This is a genomic window from Kineosporia sp. NBRC 101677, from assembly GCF_030269265.1.
In the GTDB taxonomy this organism is placed as follows: Bacteria; Actinomycetota; Actinomycetes; order Actinomycetales; family Kineosporiaceae; genus Kineosporia; species Kineosporia rhizophila.
In genome coordinates, this window is the sequence record NZ_BSTA01000016.1 from 129435 (window position 1) to 144722 (window position 15288).

A 15288-nucleotide genomic window follows, 5' to 3' on the forward strand; every position below is an offset into this window, starting at 1 on the left:
CGGGCCTCACCCAGGGTGGGGTCATGGATGATTTCGATCCGGCGACCAGCTTTGCCGGCCAGATCGCTGAGCACTACGACGACGCACCACGGGGCGACGAGGCCGCGTGCACCGCGTTGCTGGCCGAGCTGGCGCACAGTGGCCCGGCCCTGGAGTTCGCGATCGGGACCGGGAGGGTCGCCCTGCCTTTGGCGTCGCGCGGTGTCCAGGTCAGTGGCATCGAGCTGTCCGCGGACATGGTCGCCCAGCTCCGGGCCCGGCCGGGCGGGGCACAGGTCCCGGTTGTCCTGGGGGACATGACCACCGAGGTCGTCCCGGGCCGGTTCGCGCTGGTGTACCTGGTCTTCAACACCGTGTTCAACCTGTTGAGCCAGGACGCCCAGGTGCGCTGCTTCGAGAACGCAGCCCGGCACCTGGACGACGACGGGGTGTTCCTGGTGGAGGCCGCCTCGCCCTGGGCCTGGACCCCGCGGGGCGAGCGGACCCGTGCGGAGTGGGTGAACCAGGACAGCGTCGGCCTGGACGTCTCGCGCTATGACCCGGTGACCCAGCTCCTGGAGACGAACCACGTGAGCATCACGGAGCAGGGCAACCGGTTCTTCCCGATCGTCCTGCGCCTGGCCTACCCAGCTGAGCTCGACCTGATGGCCCGGCTGGCGGGGCTGAAGCTCGTGGATCGCTGGGGCGGCTGGCACCGGCAGCCCTTCACCGCCGACAGCGTGCAGCACGTCAGCGTGTACGCACGAAGTTGAGCGCCGGGACGCGCTGATCCAGTGGGGTGGTCGACCCGCGCCAATACCGTCTACTGAAAAGACCTCAGCGCTCGCCTCATCGCCTCGTGAGCCGGCGTCGGATGCCCCTCGTCGAACAGGAGGTCGTGACCCTGCTGCAGGGCACCGTCGTCATCGATCCACCAGTCGTAGCGGTCGTCCACGCCCCAGGTGGTGTACGAGACGCAGGTGCTTGAGCGCAGACAGGTGGCCAGCACCGTCGCGTACTGCTCCGCCTGAACGTCCGTTCCCTGGTCGTCGGTGACGTCGTTCTCCGAGATGCGCACGTGCAGCCCGGCGTCCTCGAAGAGGTCGAGGGTGTCGGTGAGGTCCTCGGCAGAGATGGCGTCGGTCTCGAGGTCGTAGACGTGCGACTGCAGGCCGACGCCGTAGATGTGACCGCCCATCTCGTTGGCCTGGAGTGCCAGTTCCAGGAGGGCGTCCTGGCGCTCGCCCGGCACGTCGGCCCCGTTCTCGTTGATGAACTGCCTGACGTCGGGGTCGGCGTCGTAGACGGCCTGAGAGACGATCGCCGGGTAGTCGGGCCCGAAGGTCTGGTACCAGATGTTCTCCTGCAGGCTGGTTCCCTGGTCGAGGTCGAACGGCTCGTTGACCACGTCGAGCGAGGCGATCCGTCCCTTGAAGTGGCCCACCACGGTGGTGACGTAGTCGAGCAGGGCATCGGCGCTGGCACGACGATCCTCCTCGGAGCCGGTAGGCAGCTCCTGCATCCAGGCGGGCATGGCCTCGGTGAAGGCGATGGTGTGCCCGTGCACCGTCAGGCCCTTGCTCTCGACCATCGCAAGGATCGCGTCGGCCTCGTCGAAGGTGTAGACGCCCTGCTGCGGGGAGAGGAACTGCGGCTTCATCGCGTTCTCGGGGGTGATGGCACCGAAGTTGCCGACGAACTCCCGCGCGTAGTCCTCATCCGAGGCGAGTGGACCGAGCGCGACCGCCGAACCGATCCTGAAGTCCGGACGGGCCTGGTCGGCGAGCGCCTGCAGGCCCTGCGCCGACGGCTCGGCCTGCGCGACGGCCGGGCCTGCGGTGCTCAGCGAGGCTCCCTCGGCGGCGGTGGCGGTGAGGGAGCTGACCCTGAAGGAGCCATCGTCGCTCGACAGTCCCAGCCAGAGCTCTCCCGACTCGTACACCTCACCGAAAGGCACTGAGGCCAGGGTTTTCCCGTCGCTCGCGATCTCGAGGGTGTCCCCGGCTCGGCGCACCGAGATGGCGGCCTGCGGATCGGGGAGCGTCACGTGCTCGTCGTACACCGGCTCGGGGTCGCTCACGTCCTGCTCGGGTGAGCCGTCGAAGACCATGACCCCGAGGTCGTCGCCGTCGAGGGTGAGCCGTAGGCCGGCTGGTTCGATCCGGAACTCGTCGGCGATCACCGGAGGGCTGTCGTAGACGGCCCAGGACGCGTCGGCGGTGACGTCGCTGAAGAGCGCTTCGAGGGTGAAGTCGCCCTCGGTCACCAGGTGTGTGCCGGCCAGGTTGAGTGGCGGGTTCGGCTGACGCCCTCCGCTGTCACGGTCGACGATGGTCCGTCCCGTGGCGGTGATCCGTAACCCGTTGCCGTCGGCCGCCACTCCCGATACGTGCTGCCAGTCCTGCTGCAGCAGGTCGACGACCGTCTCTTTCGGCTCTGGGGCGTGCGAGGTGCATCCCGCGACCGCGAGCAAAAGCCCTGACGCCAGGGCAGTCAGTCGGTACGGGTGCCTGGCCCTCGGATTTGTTGACAAGAGTGCTTCAGTGCCGAACACGCCCGCATACTAGGGCAGGCCCTCTACCGTCATCGGCGATGGTGGGGCCTGCTTCGGGCGGTCTGAGCCGCCCGAAGCAGCGAATCCTCCTACTGGTAGACCCGCACGTAGTCGATCAGCATCTTCTGCGGGAACCGGGTGCTCGCGTCCGGGGCGCCGGGCCACTCGCCGCCCACGGCGTTGTTCAGGATCAGGTAGAACGGGTGGTCGTAAACCCACGGCCCGCGGGTGGTCTCGACCGTCTCCTTGTCGGCGGTGAAGAACGCCTTGCCGTCCACGGAGAAGGTCATGTGGGTGGCGTCCCAGTCCACCGCGTAGGTGTGGAAGTCGTTCGCGAAATCGCTTCCGGGAACGGTGAAAGGCTGTCCGTAGCCCCCGCCGCCGTAGTAGGCGGGGGCGTGCAGCGTGGAGTAGACGGTGTCGGGGACCTTGCCGACGTGCTCCATGATGTCGATCTCACCCGAGCGTGGCCATCCCACGGTGGGGAAGTTGGCGCCCAGCATCCAGAACGCCGGCCACAGGCCCTGGGTGCCGGAGACCTTGATGCGGGCCTCGGCATGGCCGTAGGTGAAGGTGAACGTCTTGAGCGTGTTGATCCGGCCGGAGGTGTATTGGCAGCCGGCGCACTGCGGTGGGGTCTCCTTGCGCGCCTCGATGACCAGGTTGCCGCCGCCATCCATGGTCGCGTTCTTGTTGTCGGTGTAGTACTGCAGTTCGCCGTTCTGGCCGGTACCCGGGTCGGCCGTCCACTTGCTGGTGTCCGGGGTGCTGCCGACCGAGCCGTTGAACTCGTCGTTGAAGACCATCCGGGTGGCCGGGAGGGTGATGTTGGGGATCTTGGTCGGTGGGGTGACGGGGTCGCCGCCGGTGCCGAACACCTGGAACTCCCACATCGAGTAGCCGTACCCGTTCGAACGGGCGGTGCCGTACACCCGCACGTAGCGGCCGGTGCCGTTGAGGCCGCTGGCGGTCTCCTTGTGGCCCTTACCTGCGCTGACGGTGTGGATGGTGGTCCAGTTCGCGGCGTCGTTGGAGACCTGCAGCTGGTAGGCCGTGGCGTAGGCGGCGTCCCAGTGCAGCACGACACGGTGGATGTTCGCGCTCTTGCCCAGGTCGACGTAGACCCACCCGGGATCCACCCACCCGTTGGTGGAACTGGTGGCCCAACGGGTGGTGACGTCGCCGTCGGTCACCTTCGCGGCGGTGCAGGAGGAACAGGCGCCGTCGTTCTGGAAGGTCGAGGCGGTGGCCGGCTTGGTGTACGAGAGTTCGACGTCTCCACCGGGCGTGCCAGGGTCGGAGGTGCCCGAATCCTCGCCGTAAACCTGGAATTCCCACAGGGAGTAGCCGTAGGCGTTGGAGCGAGCAGTTCCGAGCATGCGCACGTAGCGGCCGGTGCCGGTGACGTCGAGAGTCTGGTTTCCGCCGACCCCGGTGGTGGTGGAGTAGACGTCGGTCCAGCTGCTGGCGTCGTTCGACACCTGCAGCTTGAACGCCTTGGCGTGCGAGGCCTCCCACTGCAGCGTCACTTTGGTGATCTTGCGGGCGGACCCGAGGTCCACCTGGAGCCACTGGGGATCGCTGAACGCGCTGGACCAGCGGGTGCCGGGATCGCCGTCCACGGCCGCCCGGGCCGGGAAGGCGGCCGCGTTCTCGCTGGACGAGGCGGTGACGGGTTGTCCTTGAGAGAGTAGTTTCTCGGCGGCCTGCGCCTGCATCGGCGCGACCACCGCCAGGGCGGTCACCATAGTGGCGACCACCCCGGACAAGCCGAGTAGCTTCCGATTTCGCACTGTGGGCACGGTGAACTCCTCGAAGCGTCAGGGGGTTCGGGCGTGCTGAGTGTCATCTCGTGGCCCAGGGGCGTCAATAGGACCTTATGCCTATGAAGCTGGCGCCAAGGTGCACCGTGTGATCACGCCTCTCCCAGGCCAGAAGGGGATTATGGGGGGCTGGGGCCTGCGCTCGCGGAAGGCATTGAACCGTCGCCGGACGGTTGCTTGCCCCGGACCCGTACTGCGGATTGCCTGAAAAGCAGCGTCTCCGAAAACTTTTAGGCTCGTGATCCCAACATCAGGACGGCCAACAGAGTTGGTCCCCACCTACGCGGGTGCGGGCTTCGCGATCGGGGCCCACCAACGTCATCAATGAGAGACGTTTGTGGGCCTCGGGCAGTTTCGCCTGGGTGGGCCGTGGGCACACCGACGAGGCCGGCCGGCGCAGCGCCGGCCGGCCTCGTAGTGAATCGTCAGCAGGTGCCGCGGTAGGCGACGATCTTGACCCAGAAGTCGCCGAGCAACTGGTAGCGGCCCGGTGGGAAGTCGGCGCCGGCCCGCTTCCAGAGCGTCGAGTTCGTGGCGATCCTGGTCGGGTACGTCCAGCGTTGCGCGCAGTACCCAGGTCCGATGTACACGCCCTGAACCCTGTGAGGGGCTTCGACCGACTGGCTGTCGGAGTACGGCGGGATGGTGAAGTCGTAGGTGCTCGTCTGCCCGGGCCAGACCTCGATGAGACCGATGCTCAGGGTGCTGCTGCCGTTGACGACGCCCTTGTCAGGGCTGAGCGCCCTACTGGGTTCCGCCGTGGCGACCAGGCTCAGCGCCGCGGCCAGGGCTGCCACGAAACTGAGGATCAGGCCGCGTACCCGCAGCCGCTCTCCCACCGACAGATCATTGTTCACCGGCTCGTCCTTTCGACATTGAACGAAACTCATCGCTGAAGCGGGCTTGCCGCGGCCACCGTTGCGGGTGACCACCTCGCCATCAGTTCAGCTCAGGCCGGTGTTCAGACGGTTGACCGGACAACTCCGGAATAGACCTGACACTCACCGGACACTCACCTGACACGAATCAGGTGCGTCCGGGTCGGGATGGTTGCGGCGCCGGGCTGAGGCCCCCCGCGCGCCTAATCAGTGGTGTGCCTCGAGCCACTTCTGGACGTCGGCAACGACCCGCTGGTCCGGCTCGCCCAGCTCGTCGTCGAACTTCGGTGACGCGTTCATGGTGTGGGCGAGGCCGGGGTAGATCACCACTGTGTGGTCTTTGTTGCCGGCTGCCGCCACCGCCGCGTCCGCGGCCAGCGCCGCCCGGGCCGGCGTCTCAAGGTCGTTCTCGCCGTTGAGCAGGAGCGTCGGGCCGGAGAACCGAGGCAGCGCCTTCCCGGCGTGCGGAAAACGGGCGAGATCCTTGATGTAGCTGACCAGGAAAGTGCTCAGGCCGGGGATGTTCGGGTACGCGTCGATGCCGGTCAGGTCGCGCAGCACCGGGCCGGCCTCGGTATCGATCGCGATGTGGCCGTCACGGTTCTTGTCGGTGCCGTCCTTCAGCTTCGTACCGTTGAGCAGGACGGAGCGGAACAGGTCGGCGGTCTGCTGAGGCTGTCCCACCAGGCCGTCGGTCGCCTCGATGGCGGTCAGTTGGCCGTCGCCGTCGAGGTCGAACTCGTCGTGCAGTTGCAGCAGCAGGCGTCCGTAGACCTGGAACGTCATCAGCTGTTTGACGGGCTTGCCGATGACAGCCATCGCGATCACCCCGGCCGGTTTCGGGATGCCGAAGCTCTTCGGGGCGGCGGCGAGGTTGGCGGCAACATTCGTGCCCTCGCTGTGGCCGAGCAGGAAGATCCTCGACGGGTTCACGCGAGGCGACCCGGCCGCGAACCGGATCACCGCAGCGGCGTCCTGCTGGGTCCGGTGGTAGGGCTGTTTCGGCTCCAGCTGAGCCGGATCGGTGGTCAGGACCGGGCCGATGTCGTTCACGGCGCGCTTGTTGAAGCGCAGAGTCGCGTAGCCCGCATGGCCGGCGGCCTGCGCGAGCGGTACGAAGGTCGAGCCGTTGCCGCCCGGCAGCGTCTGGTTCATGTCGTTGCGTCCGCTGCCGTGCAGGAACACGACCAGCGGCAGGCGCCCCTGGGCGGCGCTCGGATAGGTCAGCTCGGCCTTCGTGACCCAGCCCGCACCGAGGTCGATCCGCACCTGCTCACGAGTGATGCCGTCCCAGCCGGAGGCCGCGGCGGGCCTGGCGCTCGCGCCGGTGGGTTCGCCGGCGACGGAGACCCCCACCGCGGGCAAGATGGCGGTGACAGCGACGGTGAGCGCCAAAGGAAACTGATTCTTCAGAGTTTTCATGTCGAAGGTCTTTCTTGGGTGACGGCGACATCGCAGCAGTGGGTCAGGTCAGTGGGCGCTGCAGAGGGCGTGGTCGACCAGATCAGTGGTGATGTCCACCGCGGGCAGCTTCACTCCAGGCTTCGGCTTGAGCGAGTCGGTGTTGATCGACACCATGACGCTGCGCGAGCCGTCCGGGGTGACGCCGTTACGGGTCATGAATCCGGGGATGTCGCCGCCGTGGCTCCAGTAGCCACCGCACGAGTTCTCCGCCCACACGATGCCCAGGCCGTACCGGGCGCCGGGCCACCTGGCCCGCAGCTCGTCGTTGGTGGCCACGGTGCGCTGCATCTCGGCGAGCTCGGCGGGCCTCAGCACCTTGCCGGAGACCAGTGCCCGCAGGAAGGTGTTGGCGTCGTCGGCGGTGCTGATCATCTCGCCCGCAGGGCCGGCCAGGGACGGGTTGAGCAGCGTCGCGTCGATCGGCTTGCCGTAGCGGGGATCGGTGGGCGTCGCGTCCGGGCCGGGGAAGCGCTGGTAGCCCACCGCATGCGGGCGAGGGATCGTCGGCGTAGTGCCCGGCAGATAGGTGTGGCGCAGGCCCAGCGGCTTGACGATCCGCCGGTGAACCTCCTGCTGCCAGGACCGGCCGGTGACCTTCTCGATGATGAGCGAGGCCACGACGTAGTTGGTGTTGGAGTAGCCCCATCCGGTGCCCGGCGCGAAGCCGGACGGGAACTGCATGGCCAGGGCGACGAGTTCAGGGTTGGTCCAGGTGCGCAGACGGGTCTTCTGGAACCCCTCCACGGTGCCCATGGACGTCATGGCGTTGGTGTATTCGGGCAGGCCGCTGGTGTGCTGCAGAAGCTGTCGCACCGTGATCTTGCGACCGTCGTTGCCGTTGGCGCTGATCAGGCCGGGCAGGAACTTCTCGACCTTGTCGTCCAGGGACAGCTTGCGCTCGCCGACGAGCTGCAGCACGGTCGCTGCCAGGTACGGCTTGGTGAAGCTACCGATCCGGAACTTCGCGTTCCACGGGACCGGGGTGCGCCTCGCGACGTTGCCGTATCCGCTGCGCACCCGCACGTCGCCGCGTGCGGTATCGAATTTGACCAGAACACCTGGCGCGCCGTAGTTCTGAAGTACATCGGCGTCGGACTGCAGGGTTGCGGTCAGGCCCGGCCGGGAGGTGGCCGCTGCCGGGTCGCCGGTGGTTCTGGCCTGAGCGGCCACGCCGCCGACGATGGCGGTTCCTGCCAGTGTCGCTGCAATGACGCTCGCTACAAATGACTTCCTCATGCCGATGACGCTAGGGATCTCACCTCCCGAAAACGTCACCCCAGGGTGGGCATTTGGACGGTCCCTCGCGCGGGGGACACCTGCGGCGATCAGTTCTGCGGGCGAGCCTTCAGCACCCACTGCACACCGGCGACAGCGCAACAGCCGGCCAGAGCCGCGGCGGAGAGCGTGATCAGGAGGACGGGCGCTGGGCTGAAGCTGGGGTCGTAAGCGAACAGCCATCGGGTGTAGAGCCCGGTGATCACTGCAGCTACTACGGCCGCCAGTGCCTCTAGGCTGGCCGCGCTCAGTCCCGGCCGGAGGGCGGTCAGCGGTGCCAGGACGAGGAAGGTGACCAGGGCGGGCACGATCGCAAAGACGGACCCGAGGCCGGTCACCACGCCCAGGGTGCGCAGCGTGTCGATGCCGAGTAGAGGATCGTCGTTGACGAAGTCGACCCAGCTCAGGCCGAAGAACAGCAACCCGATGCCGACGGCCGCGAGCAGGCCGGTCAGGGCTCGGGTCACCGGGGTCCGGGCGAGCACGCCGTGCGCGCTCAGGCGCCACAGTGCCACCGCGAGCACGATGAGGACGGGAGCGCTGGCGATGACGGTCTGGGTGGGGGAGGGGTCAAGGCTGTTCTGGGTGGCCCACACCATGCAGGTGCCCGTTCCACCGGCGATTGCCGAGAGCAAGGCGGCCAGCGCCAGCCGCCCGGTCTGCCGCTGAGCGGATGGTCTCAGAGTGCTGTCAGTGCTGTTCATGGCGTACCCCTCCCCAGGTCTGGGCCAGATGCCCGGACCCCCAGAACCAGGACACCACTGATTGCCTACTTGATACGTAATGTGCGACATGCCGAGTGCATCCGTCGCAGCGAACGCTCCCCGGCGCTGGACGGTTCTGACGGGTCGGGCAGTTGGGGATCCGGCCGGTCGGCAAGACCTTTGAGGTGAACGGCGGATATTGGTTCACCGCGGGTAATGCGTTGATATACGTCCTCAACCCTGCAAACGTACGCTCGGTTCATGACCACATCTGCCGCCGGAGGGGTCGCTGAGCACAGCGAGCTCAGACGCTCGATCACGGGTAGGCAGCTCTACTTCTACGTGGTCGGTGATGTCCTCGGCTCCGGCATCTACGTCCTGATCGGCCTCGTGGCGGCGTCCGTGGGTGGCGCCTTCTGGATCGCCTTCCTGGCCGGGGTCGCGGTGGCCGCGGTGACCGGGCTCGCCTACGCCGAACTGGTCACCAAGTATCCGCAGGCCGCCGGGGCCTCGCTCTACGTCAACAAGGCGTTCCGGCGCCCGGTGCTCACCTTCTTCATCACGATCTGCATGCTGTCGGCCAACATGGCCGCCGTCGGCTCGCTGGCCTCGGGCTTCGTCCGGTACTTCGCCGGGGTCGTCGGGATGTCCGAGGACGCGGTCGTGCCGACGCTGCTGATCGCGCTCGCCTTCATCACCGTGATCACCCTCATCAACCTGATCGGGATCAGCGAGTCCGTCGTGGTCAACGTGATCATGACCTTCATCGAGATCAGCGGCCTGCTGCTGATCATGGTCATCGGTGCGATCGCGCTGTTCACCGGTGTCTCCGAACCAGGGGTGCTGCTGGAGTTCAGCGGGGAGGGCAGCAAGGCCATCGCCGTGGTGTCCGGGGTCTCGCTCGCCTTCTTCGCAATGACGGGCTTCGAGAACGCCGCGAACGTGGCCGAGGAGACCATCGATCCCTCCCGGGCGTTCCCGAGAGCCCTGATCGGAGGCATGCTGACGGCGGGTGTCGTCTACGTGCTGGTCTCGATCGCCGCCGCCCTGGCCGTGCCGATGGAGACGCTGTCCGGCAACACCCTGCTGGAGGTGATCCGGGCCGACCTGCTGCCGCTCTCGGTGGACTTCATGCTGATCGTGTTCGGCCTGATCGCCATGACCGCGATCAGCAACACCGCTCTGGTGACGGTGATCGCGCAGTCTCGGATCCTGTACGGCATGGCCCGCGAGGACGTGGTGCCCTCGGTGTTCGCCCGCGTCCACCCCACCCGCCGCAGCCCTTATGTCGCGCTGCTTTTCGGTTCCGGGATCGTCGGGGTGCTGCTGCTGATCGGCGCGCTGATCCAGCTCGGCGGGTCGGACCTGGACATCGTCGACCGGCTGGCCACCATCACCGTGGTGTTCCTGCTGTTCATCTACGCGCTGGTGATCGTGGCCTGCCTGAAGCTGCGGGGTACCGACGAGACGCCGGACACCTACCGGGCCAACACCGCTCTGCTGGTCCTGGGCATCGTCGGCAACCTGGTCGTGCTGGTCTACACCGTCTACGACGACCCGGGTTCCCTGCTGTGGGTGGCCGGTCTGCTGGCCATCGGCCTGGTGCTCTTTCTGGCCGAGCACTTCTTCGGCAGGGCAAGGACATCCGGCGCCGAGCCGACCGACAAGGGGTTGTGAGTCATGCACGTGATCGTCGCCACCGACGGATCGGTGGCCTCCCTCGCCGGGGCCCGGCAGTTCCAGCACATCGCCGACTCCCGCGAGATCACCGACGTCACCGTCGTGGCCGTGGTCAGCCCCTACGCGGCGGTCCCGTTCGCCAACGAGATCACCGAGCGCCGCAACACCGAGCCCACCGACTTCAGCTTCCAGGCCGAGGCGGCGGCCGCGGTGGACCTGGTGGCCGGCCTCTTCGAGGACTGGGGCCCGGTCATCCACCGCCAGGTGCGCAGCGGTTCACCGGCCGCGGAGATCATCCGGGCCGCAGAAGAAGCTGATGCCGGACTGATCTCGTTGGCCTCGGGCGATCGCGGGCTCACGACGACGATCCTGCTAGGATCCACGGCCTCTCGGGTACAGCACTCCGCGCCCTGCCCCGTCCTGATCTGCCGGCCTTCGCGCACCGGTCGCTGACCTGCACCGACGGGCGGCGGGCGCGCGCACGCCGCCCGTGGGGAAGACTGGGAACGGATGGCCACCTCGAACGTCTCGATCAGCTGGAGCGCTCACCGCTGCGCCCTGCCTGTACACCGTTCGGCGGAGACCGTAGCTCGCGCGTTCGTCCCTGCATGTGGGGGTTTCACCCTGAGAGGTGCGGTGAGCCCTATTGCTCAGCCATGGGTGACGTACTGGACTTCCCGGAACTGACTTGCGGCTGCCCTCCTTTCGCCATCTCTTCTTGCCTCTGGTCCTCCACTGCTGGCGGTGGCGACGGAGTCAGGTCTGCGCGATGCCCATCCGCGAGGCGATGTGGGAACCGTTGAACGGCCTGGACGATCAGGCCACTGTCAGGGACGCCATGAGCCGGTTGGGTGTGCTGGTGGCGCAGGAGCTACGGGCCGTCCAGGCCGCTGAGTGCCAGGCAGTCCGCCGCAGTGGCGCGCGGAGCGCATAGGAAAGGCTTCTGGGAGACCGGCTTTTGCGACAACTGAGCCCTTCCTTGGCCGTACACCTGGCCGACGTCGCCACGGCCACCGTGCTCGGTCTATCCCCCCGAGGTTCCCGTGACCAGCTGCAGTCAGGGCGTTTTGCGGTTTGCGGTGAGCACCCGGGGCGATTCGTCGAGCAGAGTGCGAAGGCGCTCCGGGGACAGGGGCGCCCCCTGGTCGCGGAAGTCCACCTCCATCGGTGAGCGGCCGGCCGCGATCAGCTCGGCGACCCTGATCAGGCCCGAGTCCAGGGTTCGGACGTCGGCGAAATAGGCCCGGGCGCTGGCTGGGGTCTCGGGTTCGAAGCGCCAGCTCTCACTCAACAGGCCCACGTCCACGGTGTCGTACCCCAGGCGGCTGATCAGCTCCGCCGCCGAGGCCTTGGCCCGAAGGCTGTCACCGGCGATCGGCATGGCTGAGCGATCCCCGGCACCCTCAGGTCGGGCCAGGGGAAGTACGTGCTGGTCACTGATATTGGCGAACGCTTTGACCAGCAGGGCCTCCGGCAGGGTCTGCTGAACGAGCTCAGAGGTGGTCATCTTCCCGGAGTCGAGCACCTCGATGTAGCCGTCGCGCCAGGACGGGTAGTAGTTGGTGGTGTCCAGGACGACCTTGCCGGCCAGCGCGGCCCGGGGGAGCTGTCCCACCACAGCGAGGGGGACGCTGAGCAGGACCCAGTCACCGGCTTCGGCCGACTCGACCGACGTTGCGGCGTGGGCTCGTTCGCCGAGCTGGGCCACGGCTGAAGTAAGGCTCTCGGGCCCGCGCGAGTTGGACAGCACCACCTCCAGGTCCGCCGCGATGGCGAGCTGGGCAATTTTGAGCCCAAGGTTGCCGGTGCCGATGACGCCCAAGGTTGCCAACGAAGTCAACTTCCTCTGTCAGACAATCTCGATCATGGGACGACATTGGCCCACCCGTAAAATGACCGCACGGTCATGTTGTTGGAGGCTACGGCAAAAGTGACCGGGCGGTCAAGATAGTAGGATCGCGTTCGTGCCTGCCGACCCCCGTCCGCCCCGTGCCGATTCGGTTCGCAATCGTGCGTCGTTGCTAGCTGCGGCCGAGATCGAGTTCGCTCAGCGAGGCAGTGAGACCTCGATCGCCGACATCGCGCGGCGGGCCGGGGTGGCCAAGGGCACCGTCTTCCGCCACTTCGCCACGAAGGAAGACCTGATCACGGCCGTCGTGGGTGCTCACTTCAGCAGGCTCACCGTCGCCGCCCAGCAACGATGGGACGCCCAGGACCCGGGTACGGCTCTGTGGGAGTTCCTGGCCGAGGCCGGGGAGAGCCTGCAGCGGCAGGACGTGGCGTTTCTGCAGGCCACCGGCGAAAGCGACGCCGCGGTGGCGGCCGTCCTGGTAGAGCTACGTGCGGCCGTAGAGGTGCTGGTCGACCGAGCTCGTACCCACGAGGCCATCCGGGCCGATGTCACGGGGGCGGATGTCCTGATGATGCTCTGCGCCGCGGTGCACACAGCCGGTCTTCAACCTGACGCGCCCGCGGGACTGTGGCGGCGCTACCTGGTCATCGTCATTGACGGCCTGAGCCCGGCCGGCGCGACGCCGCTACCCGAGCTGATGCCGAGGTGACCGGCCCTTTCAGACGTCACGCTGCCGGTTTGCCTGAATCTCGTCGTGGTGCAGCACAGTCCACCGGACGAAGGCCGAAGCCGTGTCCAGGAAGCTTTCTCCCAGGGGTGTGAGCGAGTACTCCACCCTGGGAGGCAGTTCCGCGTAGGCCTGCCGCCGCAGCAGTCCGTCATCGGTCAGCTGCTTGAGTGTGACGGTGAGCATCCGCTGTGAGATGCCCGGTACCACCTTCACCAGTCCGGAATAGCGGTGGGGCTTTTCTCGTAGGTGACCCAGCACCAGCAGGCTCCATCTGTCCCCGACCCGGTCCAGGATCTCCCGGACGAATGCCTCTTTGTCGGCCAGCAGAATCCCGCAATTCTGGACTCGAACCGCTTCGGTGTCTGCCATCAGCCAACCGCCCCTTCACCACGCACACCGATGTGTGTACTAGAACGCACTCCAAAGTGCCTTTTGTAAGGCAGAAAATCCTGTCGCATGATCGGAGCGTGCACAAGTCGTGCGCGTCATCCACGGAGTGAGAATCATGTCCTACCTGTTGCACATCGACGCCACTTTGCTGAACGCCGAGTCCCTTTCGCGTCAGGTCGCCCGCACGTTCCTCGACGCCTGGGGCGGCCCGATCGTTCACCGGGACCTGGCCGTCTCCCCTGTCCCTCACCTGAGCGCGGCCGGCCTGACCGCCCGCCTCACCGACCCATCGACATATAGCCCGGAAGTCGTTGCGGCTCGAGGTATTCAGGACGAGCTGATCGACGAGTTCCTGGGCGCGGGCGGCTACCTTTTCACGGTGCCGCTGTACAACTATGGCCTTCCGTCGGTGTTCAAGGCCTGGATCGACCAGGTGGCCGTGGTGGGACGCACGATTGCTATGTCTGAAGGCGCCCCGGCGCAGGGCCGACCGGCTCTCGTGGTCTCCTCGCGTGGTGGTGCCTACATGGAAGGTGCGCCGCACCATGGACGTGACCACCTGGTGCCCCACCTGCACACCATGTTGGGTCTGGAACTGGGGCTGGACCTGCACGTCCTCACCCCCTCGTTCGGTCTGGCCCCCGTGGTTCCACTGATGGCCGACCTGGTCCCGATGTTCGAGGCATCGATAGCCGAGGCCCATGACCAGGCTCGCAGGCTTGGCAGATCCTTCGCCTTCCGCCCAGGGAACGCCGCGTGACCTGAACCGTCACCGCCCGCCCGGCCGTTTGAAATGCCATCCGCCGGGGCCGTTCAAGCAAGCAGGCTGCCGGAATCCACGATCGACACAGTCCCGGTGACGGCGTCGGCGTCCATCAGGTGCAGGTAGGTCTTGGCCACGTCCTCGGCGGTGGGTACGCGCCCGGTCAGGGTGTGGGTGGCGGCCTGGGCGAAGAACTGCTCGGCGGCCGATTCGGGTAGGTCAGACCACAGCGGGGTGCGGACCAGGCCCGGTGCCACCACGTTGACCCGGATCGGCGCCAGCTCAATGGCCAGCGAGCGCCCAGCGGTGATGACGCTGCCCGCCACTGTGGCGCCCAGCAGTCGTCCGGCACCACCTGCGTAGGCCCCTGCGCCGGAGGTCAGGGTGATCGAGCCGTTCTTGCGGAGGGTCGGCAGGGCGAGTCGGACCGTGTCGAGGGCCCGGAAGAAGCGGACCTCGAAGAACTCCTTGGCCTCTTTGGGGGAGTACTCGGCGATGGTGGTCCGGGCGAGAGCGTCGCCGGCGGTGTACACGAGGTGATCGAACTCCCCGGCCTGGGCGAAAAAGTCCACGAGAGAGGCGGAATCTGTGACGTCCGCCTGCCGGGTGGTGAGTCCTGCGGGCTGGGCGGACGTCGGCTTGCCGGATCGGGAGCCGACCAGCACCTGCGCGCCCGCTGCGGCGGCCGCGGTCGCTACCGCCAGCCCCATTCCGCTGGTGCCGCCCAGGATCAGGACCCGGGAGGAAGAGGTGAGTGCCATGCGCAGTTCCCTTGTGTCGAGACGTTCGTGGACGCCGCTTAGGTTGCGGTGGCGCGGGCGACGACGTCCAAGACCGGTCAGGTCCCAGTTGATGCCGCATCGGCATCGATACGGCCGGAATAGACGCCGGCCGGAATCGACTGCGCGATCCGCTCGAGATCCTGCAGCACTGCGTGGTTGCGACGAGCTTCGGTCACCAGGCACACGTCGGCCGCGGGTAGATCGACGACCGGCACGTAGCGCACATCTGGGTGTGCGTAGTAGCGCGAGGTGGAGGTCGGGAGGACCAGGATGCCGCGCCCGCCGGCAACCAGCTCCAGCTTCTCCTCCGTCGTGGGAGAAACGTCCTGGGCAGGATCGAGTGGCTGCGGTGGTTCGGCGTACCCACCCGGCCACTGCGCAAGAAAACCACGGGGCATGAGCAGGAGATCACCG

Annotated in this window: 14 protein-coding genes and 1 pseudogene; 5 read left to right on the forward strand and 10 right to left on the reverse strand. The window is 67.2% G+C overall.

Going from position 1 to position 15288, the window contains the following annotated elements; all coding sequences use genetic code 11:
* Nucleotides 1-23: 23 nt before the first annotated feature.
* A complete protein-coding gene (locus tag QSK18_RS33050; protein ID WP_285627513.1) occupies nucleotides 24-752 on the forward strand; it encodes a class I SAM-dependent DNA methyltransferase in 729 nt (242 codons plus the stop codon).
* Nucleotides 753-802: 50 nt separating this feature from the next.
* Here the strand turns inward: QSK18_RS33050 and QSK18_RS33055 are convergent, their stop codons facing one another.
* The 6 genes from QSK18_RS33055 to QSK18_RS33080 form a co-directional block, all read right to left on the reverse strand.
* Nucleotides 803-2452, reverse strand: coding sequence for an endo-1,4-beta-xylanase (locus tag QSK18_RS33055; RefSeq protein WP_285627517.1), 1650 nt, complete (start codon nucleotides 2450-2452; stop codon nucleotides 803-805).
* A gap of 170 nt (nucleotides 2453-2622) precedes the next feature.
* Nucleotides 2623-4281, reverse strand: coding sequence for a discoidin domain-containing protein (locus tag QSK18_RS33060; RefSeq protein WP_352396709.1), 1659 nt, complete (start codon nucleotides 4279-4281; stop codon nucleotides 2623-2625).
* Nucleotides 4282-4781: 500 nt separating this feature from the next.
* Complete coding sequence (locus QSK18_RS33065; RefSeq protein ID WP_285627531.1) at nucleotides 4782-5213, reverse strand: hypothetical protein; 432 nt, start codon at nucleotides 5211-5213, stop codon at nucleotides 4782-4784.
* 228 nt (nucleotides 5214-5441) lie between these two features.
* Nucleotides 5442-6590, reverse strand: coding sequence for an alpha/beta hydrolase (locus QSK18_RS33070; RefSeq protein WP_285627534.1), 1149 nt, complete (start codon nucleotides 6588-6590; stop codon nucleotides 5442-5444).
* Between the two features lie 114 nt (nucleotides 6591-6704).
* The gene (locus QSK18_RS33075) at nucleotides 6705-7934 is read right to left on the reverse strand and encodes a serine hydrolase domain-containing protein (protein WP_285627537.1); all 1230 of its coding nucleotides are present in this window, start codon (nucleotides 7932-7934) and stop codon (nucleotides 6705-6707) included.
* A gap of 89 nt (nucleotides 7935-8023) precedes the next feature.
* Entirely contained in the window at nucleotides 8024-8677 is a 654-nt protein-coding gene (locus tag QSK18_RS33080) for a hypothetical protein (protein WP_285627541.1), read from the reverse strand.
* A gap of 261 nt (nucleotides 8678-8938) precedes the next feature.
* Here QSK18_RS33080 and QSK18_RS33085 point away from each other — a divergent pair, with 261 nt between their 5' ends.
* Both QSK18_RS33085 and QSK18_RS33090 read left to right on the forward strand, forming a co-directional pair.
* On the forward strand, nucleotides 8939-10354 hold the full coding sequence (locus QSK18_RS33085) for an APC family permease (RefSeq protein ID WP_285627544.1): 1416 nt from the start codon (nucleotides 8939-8941) through the stop codon (nucleotides 10352-10354).
* Between the two features lie 3 nt (nucleotides 10355-10357).
* A complete protein-coding gene (locus QSK18_RS33090) occupies nucleotides 10358-10810 on the forward strand; it encodes a universal stress protein (protein ID WP_285627547.1) in 453 nt (150 codons plus the stop codon).
* A gap of 604 nt (nucleotides 10811-11414) precedes the next feature.
* Here QSK18_RS33090 and QSK18_RS33095 read toward each other — a convergent pair.
* Complete coding sequence (locus QSK18_RS33095) at nucleotides 11415-12188, reverse strand: NADPH-dependent F420 reductase (RefSeq protein WP_285627550.1); 774 nt, start codon at nucleotides 12186-12188, stop codon at nucleotides 11415-11417.
* A 187-nt stretch (nucleotides 12189-12375) separates the two neighbouring features.
* Here QSK18_RS33095 and QSK18_RS33100 point away from each other — a divergent pair, with 187 nt between their 5' ends.
* Nucleotides 12376-12918, forward strand: coding sequence for a TetR/AcrR family transcriptional regulator (locus QSK18_RS33100; RefSeq protein WP_285627553.1), 543 nt, complete (start codon nucleotides 12376-12378; stop codon nucleotides 12916-12918).
* A gap of 9 nt (nucleotides 12919-12927) precedes the next feature.
* Here QSK18_RS33100 and QSK18_RS33105 read toward each other — a convergent pair whose 3' ends face one another.
* Nucleotides 12928-13308 (reverse strand): winged helix-turn-helix transcriptional regulator, encoded by a 381-nt coding sequence (locus QSK18_RS33105; protein ID WP_285627556.1) that lies wholly within the window; start codon nucleotides 13306-13308, stop codon nucleotides 12928-12930.
* 136 nt (nucleotides 13309-13444) lie between these two features.
* On the opposite strand from QSK18_RS33105, the gene QSK18_RS33110 reads away from it, so the two are divergent.
* Complete coding sequence (locus QSK18_RS33110; RefSeq protein ID WP_285627559.1) at nucleotides 13445-14089, forward strand: FMN-dependent NADH-azoreductase; 645 nt, start codon at nucleotides 13445-13447, stop codon at nucleotides 14087-14089.
* A gap of 53 nt (nucleotides 14090-14142) precedes the next feature.
* On the opposite strand, the gene QSK18_RS33115 is transcribed toward QSK18_RS33110, so the two are convergent.
* Together QSK18_RS33115 and QSK18_RS33120 are read right to left on the reverse strand one after the other, a co-directional pair.
* Nucleotides 14143-14853: an SDR family oxidoreductase gene (locus QSK18_RS33115; protein WP_285627562.1), complete on the reverse strand. Its 711-nt coding sequence runs from the start codon at nucleotides 14851-14853 to the stop codon at nucleotides 14143-14145.
* A 77-nt stretch (nucleotides 14854-14930) separates the two neighbouring features.
* Nucleotides 14931-15288 (reverse strand): annotated as a pseudogene (locus QSK18_RS33120) (hypothetical protein); the annotation flags it as partial.